This is a genomic window from Ammoniphilus soli, from assembly GCF_040813775.1.
The window spans coordinates 1-19,031 of record NZ_JBEGDL010000053.1 but is presented as its reverse complement, the minus strand read 5'-3'; the positions used below and the strand labels follow the sequence as shown (position 1 = coordinate 19,031).

The following is a 19,031-nucleotide window of genomic DNA, read 5'->3' as shown; positions in this document are numbered from 1 at the left end:
GACTCTTGTCTTTACCCCACGATCCCCGGACTCAGAGAGGGGTAGCTGTGATGGCCTTCAATAAAGTCCTTACCATGAGCCCCATAGGTGGCTTCGAAATCAAATCCGCAGACTAGGCAAACTACTTTTCCATATAATTGTTTTTCTCGTTTGATGGCCGCTTTTGATGATTTTAGGATTGCGTTCTCTGGCCATATGGGTTTTATCACTTTTTTCCCTTCATCTGAAACCAGGTGAAGTAGAGTTGTGTCTCTAGGAATTAGGGAATCCGGATCTCTTCCTGAGGGTTTCGCCTTAATTCAAAATATTCATCACCGGTAGACTCCACGATTGTTCTTTCATATTGAAACTCGCCTTCAAACCGGAAAGGATCCCCTTTCTTGTATCGAAGAAAGACGAGCACCGGATAACCCTCTCTACGTGAATCGATGATCGAGCTATTCGTTTTGATATGGCGATTGTACATTCTTTTTCCCGTATTCGGATCCGTCCTTGCTTCTAGATAGTACACGATTTAACCTTGATTCCAAGACATCCCATAGGTAATACGCCACTCCTGGATCGGTTGATCGTTCCAGGTCTTCAAGCCAAATCCCTGACAGCTAAGGAGAATCACGTTGATGTTCATTTTGTACACAGTGATTCGCTAGGTTAGTCATGTAGAATAGAAGATGTACAAGCTCCAGCAGAGTGATCCAAAAGGGGCATCAGGAACTTTCTGCCCTGAACGAGCAGGATAGGATATCCGAGAGATTTAGATAATTTAATTGATGTCCGGGCTTATTTTCCTTATAGTTAACTTTAAGTATTATTGGGATGAAAAAGGAGACAGTGACTCATGATTACATTAGAAATGCTGCACGGACAAGAAATTGAACGCTATATTGAACAGCTCGCGTTGTTTCGGGTGAAGGATTTTAGAGAGTTTCCATACTTGTACGTTGGAGACCTTGAGCGTGAAAAAGGGTATATTCAACATTATACGAAGAACGAAAAGGCGTTGTTGGTTATTGCAAAAGATGATGATAAAGTCATTGGAATATCTTCCGGCATTCCCCTTGAAAAATTCTTAGGTGAAGCCATTGCCGAACAATTAGCAAAAATCGGATTGGATTCCAACCATTTTTATTATTTCGGCGAGACGATTCTATTGCCGGAATATCGCAAAAAAGGCATAGGCCGAGACATTTATAAGATGAGGGAAGAATACGCACGTAGTGCAGGGTATACAGAAGTTTGTTTCATGGCCGTGGTCAGGGAAGAGGATCATCCGCTTAGACCCAAGGATTACAAGTCCCCAGAAGACTTCTGGGTTTATATGGGATATGAAAAATTGGAGATCACTGCCGATTTTACATATCCGACCGTTCAAGCCAATGGACAAGTGGAAAAAGCGAGCAATAAGATGGTCTTTTGGAAAAAACATGTAGGATAGCATGTTGAGCCCTTCCGATTCTGGGAGGGCTTCTATACATTTTATTTGAGTTGGATTGAGGTTCCATAAGAGCGCCTAGGAATATTGGTTCTGAAAAGGAGTTCAATTGGCATAGGTCCTCATCTTTTTGCCATTTCTGACCTCCCCAGTGGTTGATGCTTCACAGCTTAGCTTGTTTCTACCATTCTGGCATATTAGGATCAAACGCTGGCAGGCTTTCCAAGGAAATAATCGGTACCTTTATTGGCTTCCGGTCATTTGTGATTTCATCTCATTCTCCTGTACCTCTTTATAACAGACACAATTCCTACCGGGACCAAGCATTTGGACAAGCTCCTAAAACCCCGACCGGGCAAAAAGCCGAAAAAGAAGAAGCGGAAAGGGAAATGATGATGCTTTTTGGAATCACGGTAAAGCGCGTGGCGGGAGTTTGTCTGGTATAATATCTTCATGGATTGGACGGGTTGAAGAAATTTGCTATTCGATGGAGTGATGGTCATGTCAAAGCTGCCGATTGAAGGGGTTCTGCCGGAACTTAAAGAAGTGCTTCGTTCCGGTGTAAACGCCGTCCTTATTGCTGCTCCGGGAGCGGGGAAAACCACCCGGGTTCCGCTGGCGCTTCTGGAAGAGCCGTGGTTTAATGGAAGGCGGATTCTTATGCTGGAACCGCGTCGATTAGCCGCAAGATCCGCTGCGTGCTATATGGCATCTCTACTAGGGGAACAAGTGGGGGAAACGGTAGGGTATCGAGTCAGGCTAGACACCCGGGTGAGTGCCAAGACAAGGGTCGAAGTCATTACCGAAGGAGTCCTTACCCGGATGCTGCAGGCCGACCCGGCTTTAGAGGATGTCGGAGCCGTGATCTTTGACGAATTCCACGAGCGAAGCCTGCAAGCAGATCTGGGGCTGGCGTTTTGCCTGCAATCCCAGGCCGTGCTGCGAGAAGATCTGAGAATCCTGGTGATGTCGGCAACCTTAGAAGCCGAGCCCGTTGCCAAACTGCTAAAGGATGCGCCTGTCATCATTAGCGAGGGCCGCAGTTTCCCGGTTAATACGCATTATCTGGACCGGCGAATCCAAGGGCCGATGGAGCCTGCTGTCGTGCGAAAAATTGGGGAGACTCTGGGGAGGCACCGGGGGGATATTCTGGTATTTTTGCCGGGTGCCGGGGAAATCAGGAGAGTGGAAGCCCGCTTAAGGGAGCAGGAGTTGGGAAAAAACATTCGGATCGCACCGCTATTCGGAAATTTACCGCAGAAATGGCAGGATGAAGCGATCGCCCCCAGTCGCGGGGGAGAGCGGAAGGTTGTTCTGGCGACCTCTATTGCGGAGACTAGCCTAACGGTGGAAGGGGTGGAGGTGGTCATTGACAGCGGCTTGATGCGTGTCCCCAGGTTTTCCCCGCGTACCGGGATGACGAGGTTGGAGACGATTCCCGTCACCCGCTCATCGGCTGATCAGCGGAGAGGGAGAGCGGGAAGGTTGGGACCGGGGACGTGTTATCGCCTCTGGACCGAGGAGGAGGACAGGCAGCTTGCCTCGTCCGCCAATCCCGAGATCTTGCAGACCGACCTGTCGCAATTGGCGCTTGAGCTGGCGGCCTGGGGAGTCCATGACCCTGCGGAGCTGGCTTGGCTGGATCCGCCTCCCCAAGCGGCTTTGTCCAAGGCCCGCGAATTGCTCATGCATCTGGGTGCATTGGGGGAGGACGGCAGGATGACAGCCCATGGAAGGTCCATAGCGGAGTCCGGACTTCATCCGCGGTTGGCTCATATGATTCTAAAGGCGATTCCAGCTGGACTGGGAGGCTTGGCTTGCGAGATCGCTGCGCTTCTGAACGAGCGTGACCTATTGCGCGGTGCGGCAGATGCGGACTTTCAGTTGCGGCTAGAAGCGTTCCATGAAACGAAAGCGGCCCTTCGGGACAGAAAGGCCTGGAATGGGGAAGGAGGCCCTGCGGATCTGACGGTTGCCAAACGAATCCTGGCGGAAGCCGATCATTGGAAGCGGATTTTCGGGATCCATGCGGGCGGAGAACAACCTACGGACGCATGCGGGCTTCTCCTTGCTTACGCTTATCCTGACCGCATAGCCCAGCACAGGGGAGCAGGGACCTTCCTTCTCCGCAACGGCAGGGGAGCGGCGTTGACACAGGTACAGCGGCTTTCGAACAGCCCCTTCCTTGTGGCGGCGGAACTGGATGATCAGGGAACAGACAGCCGCATCTTGTTGGCCTCACCCGTGCCGGCGGAAGATCTTACGTTATATTTTGCGGATGAAATCGAGAAAGAATCGCTCGTCTTTTGGGACCGCGGGGTTCAGGCCGTACGCGCCCGAAGTCGGGAGCGTCTGGGTGCAATTATCCTAAAGGATATTCCGCTTGCCCATCCGGATCCGGAAAAGTGTTTATCGGCCATGCTTGAGGGAATTGCCTCGGAGGGCTTGAACATTCTGCCCTGGACAAGAACGGCGCGCCAGCTTCAAGAGCGACTGATGTTCATGCACCGGAATGTGCCGGGATGGCCGGATTGGTCGGATGAGGCCCTACTGGCCACGCTTAGGGATTGGCTCGGCCCTCATCTTTACGGGATGAAAAACCGGAATGATCTCAAAGAGCTGAATCTCGTAAGGATATGGGAAGGAATGCTCCCCTGGGAACAGCGCCGTGAATTGGATGAGAGCGCCCCATCGCATCTTACGGTTCCCAGCGGTTCCAAGATCCCTGTGGATTACAGTGACCCTTCTTCGCCGGTACTGGCCGTCAGGTTACAGGAAATGTTCGGCCTCGAAGATACCCCCCGGATTGCGCACGGCAAGATTCCGCTCACGCTGCATCTGTTGTCGCCTGCACGCCGCCCGGTTCAAATTACCCGGGACCTGGGCAGCTTTTGGCGAAGTACCTACTTCGAGATCAAAAAGGACCTGAAAGGACGCTATCCCAAGCACTATTGGCCGGACGACCCGACGAAGGCCATACCAACGAACCGGACGCGTCCGTGATAAAGAGGAAACAGAACCGGAACGATCGCTCATTCATGTTCGTCTCGGGGATACTCCCCTCGGTTAGGAGAATATCCTAGGCGGCTCGCTTTCCGTGAGGAGTTACTGAAGCTGAAAGAACATTTAGGTGAATCATTTGAAGTTCTGAAAATTCATTTTTTCCAATCTGACCTATATTGTTTGTGGCAGGTTGTTGAGTTTTTTCCTTTTTTAACTGCTCCCTGTATTAACGGGGAGGGGGGATGGAAATGAGTGAATCGTCATTGGTGATAAAAATAAAATCGATGAAAAAGGCTGCAAAGGCTCCCCTGACTTGATTGTCAACTGAAATGGAGAATGAATTCGCTTCATTCTCAAGGAAATTCAACACCCTTGTCTTCATTCTAATTATCAGAGGATTAACAGCTATTTCGGAATGGCCGCTACTTAATCAAAGGGTGCTGGAGAACTTTCCAAATCCCCTACAACTATAAATGTATGTTTTCCCGCTTTTTACCAGATTTTAAATAGCCTATAACTATCATAATAAGATTGTGTATTTCTATTCTTAGTTATACTTGATCCAGAAAAGATGTGTGACTCGGTCGTGCCCAGGCTTACAAGTGGTGTCTAAGCAGGATTGCCAACATCCTTTCTGCAAATCTTAGGGTATAGGAAGGTAAAAATGAGCAACAGACAAACGAAAACCGACGTTATCTTAATTGGTGCTGGAATCATGAGTGCGACTTTGGGTTCACTGTTGAAAGAATTGGCACCGGACTGGGAGATTACAGTGTTTGAGCGGCTCGCAGACGCTGGAGAGGAAAGCTCTAACGAATGGAATAATGCCGGAACGGGGCATGCGGCCCTGTGTGAGCTTAACTACACAAACGAAAATCCGGATGGATCTATAGATATTAGTAAAGCTATTAAAATAAATGAACAGTTTCAGGAGTCCATGCAGTTTTGGTCTTATCTTGTAAACCGTAATCTGATACGTAACCCACAGGACTTTATCATGCATTTACCTCATATGAGTTTTGTTAAGGGCGATGATAATGTATCCTTTTTAAAGAAACGATTTGAAGCCATGTCTACCAATCCTCTCTTTGAAGGGATGGAATTTTCCGATGATCCGGAAAAACTGAAGGAATGGATTCCGCTTATTATGCAAGACCGTACAGCGAATGAACCTATAGCGGCAACTAAGATCGACTCTGGAACGGATGTTAACTTTGGTGCTTTAACGCGAATGTTGTTTGATTACCTAGAGAGTAAAAATGTCAATATAAACTACAAACATCGTGTTGATGATATTCATCGTACTAGTGACGGCTTATGGGAAGTGAAAGTGCGGAATGTCGACAGCGGTACTGTCAAACGCCATACTGCAAAATTTGTCTTTATCGGATCAGGGGGAGGAAGCCTGCATTTGCTGCAAAAATCGGGTATTCCCGAGGGGAAATATATTGGTGGATTTCCAGTGAGCGGAATATTTATGGTGTGTAAAAATCCTGATGTTGTGGCAGCACATCATGCAAAAGTATACGGTAAAGCAGAGGTTGGGACCCCTCCCATGTCGGTACCCCATCTCGACACACGATTTATCGACAACAAAAAGATGTTGCTTTTTGGACCGTTTGCTGGCTTCTCACCAAAGTTTTTAAAAACCGGTTCCATATTTGATTTGGCGACTTCCGTAAAATCAGATAATCTTGTAACGATGTTGTCGGCAGGTGCAAAAAACATACCATTGACAAAATACCTGATCCAGCAAGTTAGGTTATCAAAAGAACAACGCATGGAAATGATACGTGAGTTTATCCCGAATGCCAAAAGCGAGGATTGGGAATTAGTCGTAGCGGGCCAACGTGTACAAGTCATTAAAGATACGGAAAAGGGAAGAGGAATGCTTCAATTTGGTACAGAAGTGATTAGTGCCGCTGATGGCTCGATCGCTGCATTGCTCGGTGCATCTCCAGGTGCTTCTACTGCTGTTTCCGTCATGCTTGAGTTAATAAAAAAATGCTTCCCGCAACATATCAAGGCGTGGGAATCGAAAATAAAAGAAATGATCCCTTCTTATGGCTTGTCACTAATGGAAAACCCAGAGCTTCTGCATGAAATTCAAACTTTGACCGTGCAAACGCTTGGTTTAGCTGGTCAAAATCAAGTAAATCGGAACGAAAATACGAATACTTTACAGGAAGCATAATTTACCGTTTTTGGGCAAATTATGCTTCTTTAAATTAGACATAACAAGCCGTCCCATTTCAACGTTTGTTGTTTTCCACTTGGAAATAACAACCGATTGAAATGGCGATGTGAAAATGATAAATTAAGTTTCGCTGGTGTACATGGTCGATAAAACAAAGCATTAAACACATTGGAAATGATTCACTAATGACTTGAACCCATGAATTATGATAAATTAACTTTCACAGTCGATTTGGATCCGAAACAAACATTGACAATGACATAACATGAAATGGTGCGTAGTCGCGGCTTATGTACACGCATAAGTTGAGGAAAGTCCAGGCTCGCACACGCTGAGATGCGTGTAGTGTTCGTGCTATCCGCAAGGGTAGGCAGTCGAATCTTAGGATCGGCTGACGGCGGTGAAATCAGGCTAAGTCCCGATGGGATATGCTGAGTGTAACCTGAAAGTGCCACAGAAACGCAGCGCGATCCGAAAGGATGGCGATGGAACGCGGTAAACCCCACGAGCGAGCAACCCAAATTTTCCCTATCTTGATGTCAAGATAGGGATTGGTAGGGGCACCACCTGGAGGGAATTCAACCAAAAGGGTGGATCGGTGTTCAACCGATAGTCATATGACTACACCTGTTTGTGCGAGAGTGGCATCGTTACAGCACGCAGGAACAAAACCTGGCTTACAGCCATTTCATGTGCCAAATTTTATTTTGCGCTCGTCGTTCAATGGATAGGACACCAGATTCCGGTTCTGGCAAGTTCGACTCCCTTAGAGTGCGCCAATCTAACAACAGGATACATATCCTGCGGTGTACGTGATCTCTTTCTGTTTTAAACCGTACTGTTTTTTAGGGATTCTTAAATTGGTTGACATGACGCCATGCCCACTCCTCGGACTGGGATCGCAGAAAAGGTCAGCCTGCGGAAACCCACCTGCGAGAGAGCGGGTTGAAAAAAACAAATGGAGAACACGGCATTTGTGGGACAAACTTTCATACATACCGTGCTAGATGGGGAGATGGCGGTGCCCTGTAACCCGCAATCCGCCTTAGCGGGGTTGAATTCCCATCTGCGGTGCGAAGATGTAAGGTCTGCCTTGTGCTGGCAGTGTTGAGAATTGGGTCCAACGCAATGGAAGCCCATGAATCGGGTCAGGTCCGGAAGGAAGCAGCCATAAGTGGAGTCTTCGATGTGCCGTTGGGCAGCCTGGTTTGAGCTAACCGCATAAGTAACGCTTGGATGTTCGTATCCAGGATGGGTGCACGGTGTTACATTTACATATCGAAATAACGCGAAACAAAAAGCCAGTCCGTTTTAAAGGGATTGGCTTTTTGTGTTTTTGTCTCCAAAGGCTCCGGTTGGGGATGCGGAGCTGGTGCTCCCAAGCACTTGTAAAAATAGGTATAAGTAGTTGAATAGGCTGTTGTACAGTGCATTTCCGCTCCCTCGTAGGGATAATGTAGCAAAGGAAGAACATCTCTATTCATCTCCGAAATGCTTTCAATAAGTTAGGAGGCATTAAGATATTGAATGAATATTTCTGTGATCATTATCATAGTTCAGTCTGTAAGTTTAAGTTATAATACAAAAAATTATTGGTTTATCTAAAATAAACAGAATTTCCTGCTTGATCAAAACAGAAATAGCGAGGTGTACAAAGATGAAAAAAACTGATTTACCTCTTGTTTATTCTTGTTCGGGATGTTCCTCGGCAGCACAAACTGCTAACATGATTGCTATAAAAATGGATCGAGAAAAAATTGCCGAAATGTCCTGTATCGCTGGTGTCGGTGGTGATGTTAAACCACTCGTCAGAACAGCAAAATCTGGACGTGACATTATTGCAATTGACGGCTGTTCATTGTCCTGTTGCAAGAGTTGTTTAGCTAGGCATGAAGTTCTACCGCGGCATCATTTTGTTCTATCTGACTTTGATGTTCCAAAAATAATTGGAGAAGATCCTAACCCCAATCATTTCATGAGTGCGTATAAACAAGTTTTAGAACTAATTAACAATAATTCTGGTGTAACCCGTTACTAAGCTAAAACCAGCTAATATCTTGTCAATACTTGTCTCTTAAATTTTTAAAATCTGGTGTTATACTAAAAATGTGCATGCCAAATAGCCTTCTGAAATTTAAAGGAAGGTTTTTCATTTGCTGATGAAATTTACACAGGCAATCATAGCTACTCTATACGGCTTTCCTTCATCTCGTTTCTTGTCTATAGAAATCCCTTAACTTCTTGCTGCCAGATTTCCTTAATCCTCATAAAACAGCAAGATAAAGGCATGTCGGAGTCATTTAGAACCCCGTTTCGTAATTCTATTGGCAGTTGCTATGAATTGCCCAGACGAGTACACACTTGGATCTGTGCCAGCAAAAGCGACTAATTTCTTCGCGTGATTAAACCGATCAATCTCACCGATCTCAGACACAATCGTTGCCGCGATTTTGTTACCGATACCGGGGATGGATTGGATAATCTTATATTTCTTAAATTTATTTACGCCGACAACCCCTATTACTGCTTGCAGTTCCACAACATCGCTAGTGATGCGAGATCGATTGTCCCAACCAGCCAAAACATGGTTTCTACAAGCGGGAGGTGAACAGTTTTAGCAACGGGATAATGTTCCCAGGGATTTTGCCGTTCTCCCCCGGCTACCGTAAAAATTAAAACCTAAAATGGAAAAAGATCAACCAGAAAAAACTGGCTGACCTCATAATACGACGGGATTCTATAGTTTAATTAAACTTTATCGAAGCCGTTAGTGGAAGAAATTTTTTGTCTATTAAGGCTCACTAAATGAGGTTTGATATTACATTAACAGGGCCTTTCTAATAAAAAATGAAAGGAAAAGTAAATGTAACGAAAGCTGCCCAAAGTCCATAGATCGGCAAATATTTAGTAACGGCATCTTGGATGGTTGAAGGTCCGTTTTTGTTCTGGAGAAAACGCATATACGAGAGCATAATCCAAATGAGATTGGCCCAGATCAGTATGTTTACGCCTAAAACAGCAAGTCTATTGGGCGTAATCCCATAAGAAGAAAGCCTGAACACGATGGCTGATAAAGCCACACTGTCAATGATAAGAGCAAGAACAATCAGGGCAAAATTTATATAATCAGAGATGTTCTTTTTCTCGTCTTTCCCGCTTTCGGTAATGGAGAATATGGTGACGGCCAAGACACTAAGGAGTATTCCATTGAAGGATATAAGGAAATTGCGGTCTAAGAATGGATTTTTTCCGACCCAAATCACCGTTATAAGATAGACCAACAATGTAGCCAGGACAAGAGGACTAAAAATTTTGGCTATATAGGGTGCAATATTTTTAGAAAGTTTAAGGTTCCCTGATACCAGGTATGTAGCTACTATAGCGAGAGCGGCAGCACCAAATAAAACGACATTTTTAAAATAGAATTCAGATATATCCATGCCTACAAATCGAAATAACTGCATGGTTAATGCTGTTAGCAGCATTCCGCTGATGGCCATGCTGGCGTAGAGTATGCAAAATTCCCCATTAAATTTAAGATAGGCTAATCTTGTGCTGCCTATGCCATATTCATTTCCTGTAAATGCAAGCCCTAATAATACCCACAAGAAAATCGGAAGGTGCAGATAAGCCAGGGTAATACTGTCTTTATTCTCTAGCGGCAACATATTAAGATAAAATCCGGAGATGAGGAATAAAGATGCAAGGGTGTAAAGAACATTTTTTTTGGGGGTATTATTGTATACAAAATAGACGGCAATAAAGGGAAGTATACCAAAACCAAGGTTAATAGGAGCTATGGCTTGCTGTTCGGTAAAATGCAAAATGATCCTGGTGCTTATCCCTGCCAGAATGGCTAAAATGCCCATGGATAAGAAATCTTTTTGAAGCAAGGAAGCTTTTTCTGTATTTGCCGTCTCCTTGAAATGCAATCTTTCATACCAAACGGCAAGAACCTGAGAATCGGGTTTTTGTTCCCAGGCATATGAGAATGACTTTCTAAAAGCTTCGGGTTCTTTTCTAAACATTCTCTCCAGCTGATGGGGGTTAGCAATATTTTCAATAATCGGATTGTTATTGTCCATGGTTAAACCTCCCCTATTGATTGTCATATGAAGTCCTATTTTCCTCCACCATGTTGATTCACCAAACTTGATTATTCTCGAGTGTCTTCGTCACTTTTGTATTCTAAAATATCTCCGGGCTGACATTCCAAAGCCTTACAAATTGCCTCTAGAGTTGATATTCGAATCGCTTTTGCCTTTCCATTTTTCAATATAGAAAGATTAGCCATCGTGATTCCAACCTTCTCCGAAAGTTCTGTCACACTCATTTTCCGTTTAGCCAACATCACATCAATATTGATAATAATCGCCATGTTATTCACCTCAGACCGTTAAATCATTTTCTGATTTGATATGAATCGCTTCTTGTAAAAGTCTTTGGAGAACAGCAGCAAAGACTGCAATAACCATGGAAGCAAAAATAATGACCATTCCGATTAATATGATACCTGGAGCGTCGTCTTTCTCCGCCACGAGATAGAAGAGTGGCATTCCTACCACATACACGCTACTAATGGTAATGGCACAGTATTTGATATTCTTTAAAGCCTTTACAGATAACTCTGAGAACGCTTTGTTCTTGTCAATATAGGTTAAAAGTTTGAAAGCCTGATATAGAGCAAAGTAAAAAGGTATTGCCGCTCCATACATCACGATGAAAACGAGATATTTTAGATAAGTCATATCTGGATACAGTTCTGCTGCAAAATTCCCTATCTCAGGCACCAAAAATATACACAAAGCAAGAACGGGGATACCCATAAGAATAACAGCCATCTTTAAAAAGAGAGTTGTTCCTCTTTCCATAAAAAGCACCTCACTTATTTATTGTCAATTTGACTCTAACACAAGATTTATCGTTTTGCAATAAAAAAACATCGAATATAATTACATTATTATTGTTATAGAATTATCCTTTTCATTTTAGACAAGAAAAAAAGCATTCCTCATGACAAAGAGATGCTCAATAACTTTAAACATTCATTTTATAACTTGTACAACTAAACCCGCTAACTCAATCCCATTTCATAATCAATTGATAACTTTATCACTGACCATTTTTTCTACGAACCGTTATGGGTTCTCCGGCAACAAAAAGGCCCTTGTCATGCCGAAAGGAGGTGAATTGGTTGTACAGAAGAAGAAGCATTTCAGCCTGTACCCAATCACCGTTCGAATGTGATCCATTTCAACGCGGAAAAAAAGCGGGAAGAAACGATCCTTGTCCCTGCGGCAGCGGAAAGAAGTTTAAAAAATGAATCCTTTCATAGTGTATGTGTTCGGAGTAGAGTGGTAGTTACGTTGTGACTGGAACGTTTATAGATTTTCTAAAGGTAGGGGATAGGGGGAGGGTAAAGGAATCGTTATTAGGGAACGAATAGAAGGAATTATCCCTTTCGGGTAACTTATGGACTATTGATGTTGTAAAGCATGGGAAATAAAGGAGGTCTTGATTTGATTCGTTTGGGGCGGAGTATTTTTCCAATGAGTGACCTTCTATATCGAATATTGAACTCAGACCGAATTGATATCCCCAAGGATCAGAAAGCTTATTTTGGAGACATTTATGACCATTTGTTATAGCTTGCTGAGATGGTGGAATCCAATCGGGATATGACCTCGGATATTGGTGATAGCTACATATCATAAATGAGGCCTTCTATTTATTTGAAGCAAAGGATAGCGGTTACGTGAAATATACTGGACAAATGGTTTGTCAGGGCTATCATTTTCAAACGGCACCAGACCGGCAAGGTAAGCTAAGAAAAGTAATTGTGTTTGAACTCGCAAGAAAACAAGATTAAGAGAATAAATTGGAATAGTCTAGGGTGGCACGGAGGAGAAGGGATGGCCTTACATAATGGGATCTATGAACAAGTATACTTTCCCAACCAAATGGCTTTGTCTCCATTATGGTGCTTTAGGGATCAGTTTTGTCCTTTCTGCAAGAATAGCCCCTCTTTTCCTTCTTTGTATAATAAGGATAAAATAAACCTCTGGAGGGAAACGGATTTGCAGGACATTATGAAGGAACTGTTAGTCTTTCGAAAAGAAAGAGACTGGGAACCATTCCATACTCCCAAGGATCTTGCCATTTCGATTTCTTTGGAAGCAAGCGAGTTGCTGGAGATCTTCCAATGGAAGGATAGCGAAACCGTGGTAGAGAAAAACCTTACTGAAATCAAAGAGGAACTAGCGGATATTATGATCTATTCGTTATATCTCTCCCATGATCTAGGTATTGATATCCAGGAAGCCATTCGAGGTAAAATCGAGAAAAACAAACAAGAGTTAGTGATGCAAATCATTGGCAAGCCGTTTGATGAACAAACGCTATTCCGGGTGGGCGCAGCTTATCAAGCGCAAACGGATCATTATAAAAAGCGTCCCAATATATAGTGAATAAGAGGGTAGGTGTCAAGCCGCAGTTGGCACCCTTTCCCTCAAAAGTTCTTGACCCGGAGGTTCGCATGGATGGAAGCAAAAAATTTGGCTCATTTTATATTGCAATGAGTGGATAACCCGGCTCCACGACCAATTTGCATTCCTGATGTTCCTAATTTAGCTTTCAAGTTATTTTGTTCTCTCTATATCTTTGAATGTTAGGTGTGCTTTAAAATAAGGAGAACAGCAATTTTAACAGATATAATTTTCTGAAAAAGATATAAATTCTAATTATTGTTGACAAATGCAAGGGTGTCATATAAATTATATGTATCGGCATAAATTGGATCCAATGATCCAATGATCCAATGATCCATTGATACAAAAATATAATAATCCTAGGATTTAAATATTTTTATAGCATCATGATTTTCATTAATCTACTCATGTTAAGAGGTGATCCTATTTGTTGCCGTTTGAAGGTATTACCGTTGTATCGCTGGAACAAGCTGTTGCAGCCCCTTTTGCAACAAGACAACTGGCGGATTTAGGTGCTCGAATCATTAAGATTGAAAGGCCTTTGACAGGTGATTTCGCTCGGGGGTATGACCGTACCGTCAATGGGATGTCCAGTCACTTCGTTTGGCTTAACCGTTCAAAGGAATCATTAGCGCTAGATCTAAAGGAAGAAGAATCAAAGAAAATCTTAGAGGAATTGCTTTCAAAGGCCGATGTATTTATTCAAAATTTAGCCCCAGGAGCCGTTGATCGGTTGGGATTTAGCCCTCAGATTTTGAAGAAAAAATATCCTCAATTAATTGTTTGCAGTATATCTGGCTACGGATCGTATGGTCCTTATCGAGATAAAAAAGCCTATGATTTGCTTGTCCAATGTGAAGGAGGTGTACTATCCATCACGGGAACGGAAGAACATCCTTGCAAAGTGGGAATATCCATTGTAGACATTGCTGCAGGAATGTATGCGTATACAGGGGTTTTGACGGCACTCCTTGCCCGCTATAAGACCGGGAAAGGTACGGTAATAGAGGTATCCATGTTGGAAGCCCTTGGTGAGTGGATGGGGTATCCCGTTCACTACTCTACTTCGGGTACTGAGCCGAAACGTACAGGGGCAAATCATGCCACGATTTTTCCTTATGGACCATTTAAGTCCGGCGATCATAAGTCAGTCTTTTTGGGAATTCAAAATGAGCGAGAATGGGAACGCTTTTGTGGAATGGTGTTAAACCTGCCTGAACTTGCAAGCGATCCGCAGTTTAATTCCAACTCGAACCGTGTAAAGAATAAAGAGGTACTGAAAGCTAAAATCATATCTGTATTTCAGAAATTAACGGCGAATGAAATCATCGATCGGCTAGAGGAAGCACAAATAGCCAATGCCAGTTTGAATACAATCCAAGAGTTTGTTAATCACCCGCAACTCCAAGTGCGAAATCGCTGGAGAGAAGTGAATTCTCCCGTTGGACCCATCAAAATGTTGATTCCACCTGTGACTTTTGACGATATCGATTTTGTGATGAATCCGATCCCGGAAGTAGGGGAACATAATGAATTGATCTTAAGAGAATTAGGCTGGGAAATCAAATCTTAGATGATTCTGGAGGATATTATGCGCTCTTGGTTATTCGTACCTGGTTCCAATGAAAGAGCATTGGAAAAATACCAAAAAACAGAATCTGACATTTTCATTTTTGATCTGGAGGATTCTGTTTCTGTACAGGAAAAACTCAAAGCAAGGAAGCTCGTCAAAGAAACACTAGGCCGAACCCAAAAAATAAACTATGTCAGAATAAATAGCGTAAATACTTCATTTGCTCAAGAGGATGTTTTTGAAGTCGTTCAGCCAGGTCTGTCTGGAATCGTCATGCCGAAAGCAGAGACCAAGGAAGATGTGCTGCGGCTCGATCAACAACTCTGTCGATGGGAGGAAAAACGGCAGTTGCCTGTCGGCTCCATTCGCATTGTACCTCTTATCGAGTCGGCACTCGGACTTTATCAGGCAGTGGAAATTGCTAAATCTAGTCCCCGCGTGAATCGCCTGATGTTTGGTGCGGTAGACTTTACCTTAGATATCAATACGCAATTGACTAAAACAGGAACAGAGATATTGTATGCGCGATCCAAGCTGGTGATCGCCTCCCGTGTAGCGGGGATCGACCCTCCCATTGATACGGTCTATATCGATATTCATGATGAGGAAGGATTGCTGCATGATGCCCAGATGGCTAAACAATTGGGATTTCAAGGGAAGCTGGTCATCCATCCAAAGCAAATTAGGGTGGTGAACAATGTATTTACCCCTTCTAAGAAAGAAATAGAGGATGCCCAAAGAATTGTGACCGCTAATGAACAAGCAGAAAAAGACGGATTAGGCGTATTTCAATTAGATGGGAAAATGGTTGATCTTCCCGTAGTAGAGCGAGCGAAGAAAGTACTGGATATATATAATAAACTTATTATTTGAATATGCATAACTCCCTTTGTTATCTCGCTTGTAGATCTGATACAATTTACAATATCTATAAAAGGTAGTGATAAGACAACTAGAAAGGACAAGGAATGATGATGAAGAATCTTGATTTGCGGTTAGATCAGGCTAATGTGTATACGCTTCCTGACAGAGTATGCCAGGCGCTGCGTGAGGCGATTTTGAAAGGGAAGTTTGAGCCAGGGGAACGAATCGTACAAGAGGAGATTGCGAATTCATTAGGCGTAAGCCGGATGCCTGTACGCGAAGCTCTTCGAAAACTAGAGGCGGAAGGGCTGATTCAGATTGAGCCGAACCGCGGTGCTGTCGTAAAGCCACTTTCTCTAGAGGATATTGAAGAAATTTACCTTCTCCGGTCTGTGCTAGAAAAAATGGCCGTTGAAGAAAGTCTAAAGAAGATACAAAAGCAGGATATCGTCGAGATGGAAAGCTTAGTAACGATAATGGATCAAGTAGATGAGGTTGATTATTTTATTTCAACCAATATTGAATTCCATCGCTTACTGATGAAGCATTGCACGAAAAAACGATTATTATCTTTTATTAATACCCTTTGGAATGGTTTTCCGCAGCAAACTCCTCACTTGCTCGAGAATCAGATGAAAAAGTCTAATCAAGAACATCGTGAGATCCTTGAAGCCGTGAAGGAAAATGAGGTTCAAAAAGCAGCCGAGCTCGTATCCAATCACGTCCAGCGTACTGGCGATGCTTTGGTTAGATACATAAAAAATGATTTAAAAGATAAAAACAAGGAATTCATTTAGATTTCTATTTTCAAAGAACTGCGATCCCAAGATTAGCTGATCCAAAAAAATGTACAAACTTTACATTTTTTTGGATCCAATAATACAATGATACATTAATCCTATTATTTTATTAGTAGTAGTTTTGCAAGCGTTAACAGATGAGAGTGTTGAGAGGGGTGATGTTAAAAGAAGCAAATTTTTTAATAGAGCTTCTCACTAGATTTGGCAAGTCAATATATCCAATTTGAAATCTAGCACATATGGGTTGGATAAATAAAATGAAATGAAAGGTGGAGGCAATGATGAAAAAGTTTGAAGGAAAGACAGTCATTATCACTGGAGCTGGAGCTGGAATGGGAAGAGCTTCCGCGCTCCTATTTGCTAAAGAGGGAGCAAATCTGGTTGTTGTCGATTTAAGCGAGCAGGCTGCATTAGAAACCGTCGATTTAATTAAGTCTGAAGGCGGAAAAGCCATAGCTAAAGTTTGCAACGTAGGAAAACGGCAGGAAGTCATCGATTTAATGAGTGAAGTCGCCGAAGAATTTGGTTCCATCGATGTATTATTTAATAATGCAGGGGTGCCAATGTCTTTTATCAAGACGGAGGAAGTTACGGAAGAGTTAGTAAATAGGTTAATAGATGTGAATTTAAAAGGAGTATTTTGGGGGATTCAAGCGGTTATCCCGTATATGAAAAAGCAATCATCAGGGGTTATTATCAATACGGCTTCCATTAACGGAGTCAGGCCGCGCCCCGGTAACAGTATGTATTCAGCATCAAAGGCTGGGGTAATCAATCTTACCAAGTCTTTAGCGCTAGAGTTGGCTGAGTTTGGAATCCGTGTAGTCGGGATCAATCCGGTAGCTACGGAAACGGGAATGCTTAAAGATTTTATCGGACTAGATCAAGAGTATGACTCAGGAAAAGCCAAATTTGTTTCCAGCATTCCGCTTGGCCGAGTAGCAAAAGCAGAGGATATTGCACAAGCTGCCCTATTCTTGGCCTCCGATCACGCATCGATGGTAACAGGAAGCTTCATTGACGTAGATGGCGGGCGCGGAGTTTAATTCAAAGTTGTATAAATTGGGGGTTGGAGGTCAATATGGAATTTTTGCCGATGTTTATTAATGGAGAATGGGTTGGAAGCGTTTCCGAAGAGAGGTTTGCTACGGTTAATCCGGGTACAAAAGAGGAAGTTGCCTATGTTCCAAGAGGCGGACAGGCTGATATTGACCGGGCTGTACATGCGGCTAGAACGGCCTTTGATTCGGATGAATGGAGAGAAATGATTCCTGCCGAAAGGGGGCGTATCCTGCATCGGATATCGAAGCTGCTGCTGGAGCAAAAAGAAGAATTGGCTGAACTGGAAACTAGCGATACGGGAAAGCCTATTGTACAGGCAAGAGCCGATGTAGATGTGGCGGCTCGTTACTTTGAATATTATGCCGGTGTGGCAGACAAAATTCTCGGGGAGACTGTCCCTGTCCGCCCGGATATTCTTGATTTTACGTTGCGTGAGCCGCTGGGAGTCACGGCTCATATTGTTCCGTGGAATTACCCGCTGCAGATGGCAGCTCGCAGCCTTTCCGCTGCATTAGCTGCCGGCAATACAGCTGTAATCAAGCCGGCAGAGGATACGCCGCTGACGACCTTGCGTTTAGCTGCGATATGTGACGCCGCCGGTATTCCGAAAGGTGTGGTTAATGTTGTAACTGGATACGGTTCAGAAGCCGGGGCCGCATTGGCATCTCATCCTGATATTGATCACATTACCTTTACTGGATCAGTGGGCACGGGATCCGAAGTAATGAAGGCAGCCGCATCAAATATTAAACCGTTGACTCTCGAATTAGGAGGGAAATCGCCAAACATCGTATTTGGGGATGCTAACCTGGAGGAAGCTGCGCAATGGGTAGTAAGGTCCATTACTCAAAATGCAGGACAAACATGTTCAGCAGGTTCACGATTGCTGGTTGAACGATCCATCCAATCTACCTTTGTCGAGATGGTAAAGGAAAAAATGGCTAGCTTGCGTGTCGGGCTAGGAACTGATAATGCGGATGTTGGGCCCATTATATCCGAAAAACAGCTTGAGAGAATCGAATATTATATGGATGTAGCAGCTCAGGAAGGTGCGATCATTTCGTTAGGCGGTAAACGTTGTACAGATGCAGGCAGCGGATTCTTTTTTGAACCGACCATCATCGAGGGAATTACGAGAGAGAGCCGGCTTGCAAATGAGGAGATCTTTGGTCCCGTCCTGGTTGTCCTTCCGTTTAATGATGTGAGAGAAGCGGTGGACATTGCCAACAGTACAGAATATGGCTTGGTAACGGGAATCTGGACATCTGATATCAATAAGGCTCATTGGGCAGCAGGTCGAATTCGTGCAGGGCAGATCTTTGTAAACAACTATGGTGCTGGCGGAGGCGTGGAAATGACCTTCGGGGGCTATCGCAAGAGTGGGTTTGGACGTGAAAAAGGACTTGAAGCACTAAAATACTATACCCAAGTAAAGAATATTGCCATTAAATTTACGGTTTGAAATCTTGAGCTGTTCTCTTTTCTGGGACATTTGTTTTATCCCCAGCATTATACAATCGACCATTATCCAAAGGAGTGATGAATTTGAAAAAGATTTCTATTATGGCCTTCGTCCTGCTGTTTGCTATCATGGCTACGGGCTGCATGAAAT

18 protein-coding genes, 3 other RNA genes and 2 pseudogenes are annotated in these 19,031 nt (G+C 43.8%); 16 read left to right on the top strand and 7 right to left on the bottom strand.

Features of this window, described 5'->3' with window-relative positions; genetic code table 11:
- Positions 1–11: 11 nt before the first annotated feature.
- Positions 12–209, bottom strand: a complete 198-nt coding sequence (locus tag ABLT31_RS35670) for a hypothetical protein (RefSeq protein WP_367760407.1) — start codon at positions 207–209, stop codon at positions 12–14.
- A gap of 50 nt (positions 210–259) precedes the next feature.
- Positions 260–511, bottom strand: coding sequence for a hypothetical protein (locus tag ABLT31_RS35665; RefSeq protein ID WP_367760406.1), 252 nt, complete (start codon positions 509–511; stop codon positions 260–262).
- Positions 512–838: 327 nt separating this feature from the next.
- Between ABLT31_RS35665 and ABLT31_RS35660 the strand changes: the two genes are divergently transcribed.
- The 3 genes from ABLT31_RS35660 to hrpB all read left to right on the top strand — a co-directional run bounded on the left by ABLT31_RS35660 (position 839) and on the right by hrpB (position 4,435).
- Positions 839–1,435: a GNAT family N-acetyltransferase gene (locus tag ABLT31_RS35660; protein ID WP_367760405.1), complete on the top strand. Its 597-nt coding sequence runs from the start codon at positions 839–841 to the stop codon at positions 1,433–1,435.
- Positions 1,436–1,695: 260 nt separating this feature from the next.
- On the top strand, positions 1,696–1,878 hold the full coding sequence (locus ABLT31_RS35655) for a hypothetical protein (RefSeq protein ID WP_367760404.1): 183 nt from the start codon (positions 1,696–1,698) through the stop codon (positions 1,876–1,878).
- 55 nt (positions 1,879–1,933) lie between these two features.
- Complete coding sequence (gene hrpB / locus ABLT31_RS35650) at positions 1,934–4,435, top strand: ATP-dependent helicase HrpB (RefSeq protein WP_367760403.1); 2,502 nt, start codon at positions 1,934–1,936, stop codon at positions 4,433–4,435.
- Positions 4,436–4,661: 226 nt separating this feature from the next.
- Here hrpB and ABLT31_RS35645 read toward each other — a convergent pair whose 3' ends face one another.
- A complete protein-coding gene (locus tag ABLT31_RS35645; RefSeq protein ID WP_367760402.1) occupies positions 4,662–4,817 on the bottom strand; it encodes a hypothetical protein in 156 nt (51 codons plus the stop codon).
- Positions 4,818–5,075: 258 nt separating this feature from the next.
- Here ABLT31_RS35645 and ABLT31_RS35640 point away from each other — a divergent pair, with 258 nt between their 5' ends.
- The 5 genes from ABLT31_RS35640 (at position 5,076) to ABLT31_RS35620 (ending at position 8,670) form a co-directional block, all read left to right on the top strand.
- Positions 5,076–6,629, top strand: a complete 1,554-nt coding sequence (locus ABLT31_RS35640; protein WP_367760418.1) for a malate:quinone oxidoreductase — start codon at positions 5,076–5,078, stop codon at positions 6,627–6,629.
- 272 nt (positions 6,630–6,901) lie between these two features.
- Positions 6,902–7,317, top strand: an RNA gene (rnpB, locus tag ABLT31_RS35635) — RNase P RNA component class B.
- Positions 7,318–7,427: 110 nt separating this feature from the next.
- Positions 7,428–7,619: non-coding RNA, 6S RNA (gene ssrS / locus ABLT31_RS35630), on the top strand.
- 11 nt (positions 7,620–7,630) lie between these two features.
- An RNA gene (gene ffs, locus ABLT31_RS35625) (signal recognition particle sRNA large type) lies at positions 7,631–7,895 on the top strand.
- Between the two features lie 394 nt (positions 7,896–8,289).
- Positions 8,290–8,670 carry a putative zinc-binding protein gene (locus ABLT31_RS35620; RefSeq protein WP_367760401.1) on the top strand — a complete coding sequence of 127 codons (381 nt, stop codon included), beginning with the start codon at positions 8,290–8,292 and terminating at the stop codon, positions 8,668–8,670.
- 111 nt (positions 8,671–8,781) lie between these two features.
- Here the strand turns inward: ABLT31_RS35620 and ABLT31_RS35615 are convergent.
- From ABLT31_RS35615 to ABLT31_RS35600, 4 genes and pseudogenes are all read right to left on the bottom strand, one after another.
- Positions 8,782–9,123: pseudogene (locus tag ABLT31_RS35615) on the bottom strand (transposase); the annotation flags it as partial.
- Between the two features lie 346 nt (positions 9,124–9,469).
- On the bottom strand, positions 9,470–10,717 hold the full coding sequence (locus ABLT31_RS35610; protein ID WP_367760400.1) for a DUF4153 domain-containing protein: 1,248 nt from the start codon (positions 10,715–10,717) through the stop codon (positions 9,470–9,472).
- 71 nt (positions 10,718–10,788) lie between these two features.
- Positions 10,789–11,010, bottom strand: coding sequence for a helix-turn-helix domain-containing protein (locus ABLT31_RS35605; protein ID WP_367760398.1), 222 nt, complete (start codon positions 11,008–11,010; stop codon positions 10,789–10,791).
- 10 nt (positions 11,011–11,020) lie between these two features.
- Positions 11,021–11,503 carry a DUF2975 domain-containing protein gene (locus tag ABLT31_RS35600; protein ID WP_367760397.1) on the bottom strand — a complete coding sequence of 161 codons (483 nt, stop codon included), beginning with the start codon at positions 11,501–11,503 and terminating at the stop codon, positions 11,021–11,023.
- Between the two features lie 323 nt (positions 11,504–11,826).
- On the opposite strand from ABLT31_RS35600, the gene ABLT31_RS35595 reads away from it, so the two are divergent.
- From ABLT31_RS35595 to ABLT31_RS35560, 8 genes and pseudogenes are all read left to right on the top strand, one after another.
- Positions 11,827–11,955, top strand: coding sequence for an SEC-C metal-binding domain-containing protein (locus ABLT31_RS35595; protein ID WP_367760396.1), 129 nt, complete (start codon positions 11,827–11,829; stop codon positions 11,953–11,955).
- Between the two features lie 193 nt (positions 11,956–12,148).
- Positions 12,149–12,343, top strand: a pseudogene (locus ABLT31_RS35590) (CorA family divalent cation transporter); the annotation flags it as partial.
- Between the two features lie 378 nt (positions 12,344–12,721).
- Positions 12,722–13,096 (top strand): nucleotide pyrophosphohydrolase, encoded by a 375-nt coding sequence (locus tag ABLT31_RS35585; RefSeq protein WP_367760417.1) that lies wholly within the window; start codon positions 12,722–12,724, stop codon positions 13,094–13,096.
- A 454-nt stretch (positions 13,097–13,550) separates the two neighbouring features.
- Positions 13,551–14,693 carry a CaiB/BaiF CoA transferase family protein gene (locus ABLT31_RS35580; RefSeq protein ID WP_367760394.1) on the top strand — a complete coding sequence of 381 codons (1,143 nt, stop codon included), beginning with the start codon at positions 13,551–13,553 and terminating at the stop codon, positions 14,691–14,693.
- Positions 14,694–14,711: 18 nt separating this feature from the next.
- A complete protein-coding gene (locus ABLT31_RS35575; protein ID WP_367760393.1) occupies positions 14,712–15,566 on the top strand; it encodes an HpcH/HpaI aldolase/citrate lyase family protein in 855 nt (284 codons plus the stop codon).
- A gap of 95 nt (positions 15,567–15,661) precedes the next feature.
- Entirely contained in the window at positions 15,662–16,354 is a 693-nt protein-coding gene (locus tag ABLT31_RS35570; RefSeq protein WP_367760392.1) for a GntR family transcriptional regulator, read from the top strand.
- Positions 16,355–16,638: 284 nt separating this feature from the next.
- Complete coding sequence (locus tag ABLT31_RS35565; protein ID WP_367760391.1) at positions 16,639–17,403, top strand: SDR family NAD(P)-dependent oxidoreductase; 765 nt, start codon at positions 16,639–16,641, stop codon at positions 17,401–17,403.
- Positions 17,404–17,438: 35 nt separating this feature from the next.
- Complete coding sequence (locus ABLT31_RS35560; RefSeq protein WP_367760390.1) at positions 17,439–18,881, top strand: aldehyde dehydrogenase family protein; 1,443 nt, start codon at positions 17,439–17,441, stop codon at positions 18,879–18,881.
- Positions 18,882–19,031 lie beyond the last annotated feature (150 nt).

Excerpts from the sequence above, each read along its gene's own strand:
- ABLT31_RS35660 (WP_367760405.1), top strand. The coding sequence starts at position 839 with ATGATTACATTAGAAATGCTGCACGGACAAGAAATTGAACGCTATATT.
- hrpB (WP_367760403.1), top strand. The coding sequence starts at position 1,934 with ATGTCAAAGCTGCCGATTGAAGGGGTTCTGCCGGAACTTAAAGAAGTG.
- ABLT31_RS35645 (WP_367760402.1), bottom strand. The coding sequence starts at position 4,817 with ATGAAGACAAGGGTGTTGAATTTCCTTGAGAATGAAGCGAATTCATTC.
- ABLT31_RS35620 (WP_367760401.1), top strand. The coding sequence starts at position 8,290 with ATGAAAAAAACTGATTTACCTCTTGTTTATTCTTGTTCGGGATGTTCC.
- ABLT31_RS35610 (WP_367760400.1), bottom strand. The coding sequence starts at position 10,717 with ATGGACAATAACAATCCGATTATTGAAAATATTGCTAACCCCCATCAG.
- ABLT31_RS35605 (WP_367760398.1), bottom strand. The coding sequence starts at position 11,010 with ATGGCGATTATTATCAATATTGATGTGATGTTGGCTAAACGGAAAATG.
- ABLT31_RS35600 (WP_367760397.1), bottom strand. The coding sequence starts at position 11,503 with ATGGAAAGAGGAACAACTCTCTTTTTAAAGATGGCTGTTATTCTTATG.
- ABLT31_RS35585 (WP_367760417.1), top strand. The coding sequence starts at position 12,722 with ATGAAGGAACTGTTAGTCTTTCGAAAAGAAAGAGACTGGGAACCATTC.
- ABLT31_RS35575 (WP_367760393.1), top strand. The coding sequence starts at position 14,712 with ATGCGCTCTTGGTTATTCGTACCTGGTTCCAATGAAAGAGCATTGGAA.
- ABLT31_RS35570 (WP_367760392.1), top strand. The coding sequence starts at position 15,662 with ATGATGATGAAGAATCTTGATTTGCGGTTAGATCAGGCTAATGTGTAT.
- ABLT31_RS35565 (WP_367760391.1), top strand. The coding sequence starts at position 16,639 with ATGAAAAAGTTTGAAGGAAAGACAGTCATTATCACTGGAGCTGGAGCT.
- ABLT31_RS35560 (WP_367760390.1), top strand. The coding sequence starts at position 17,439 with ATGGAATTTTTGCCGATGTTTATTAATGGAGAATGGGTTGGAAGCGTT.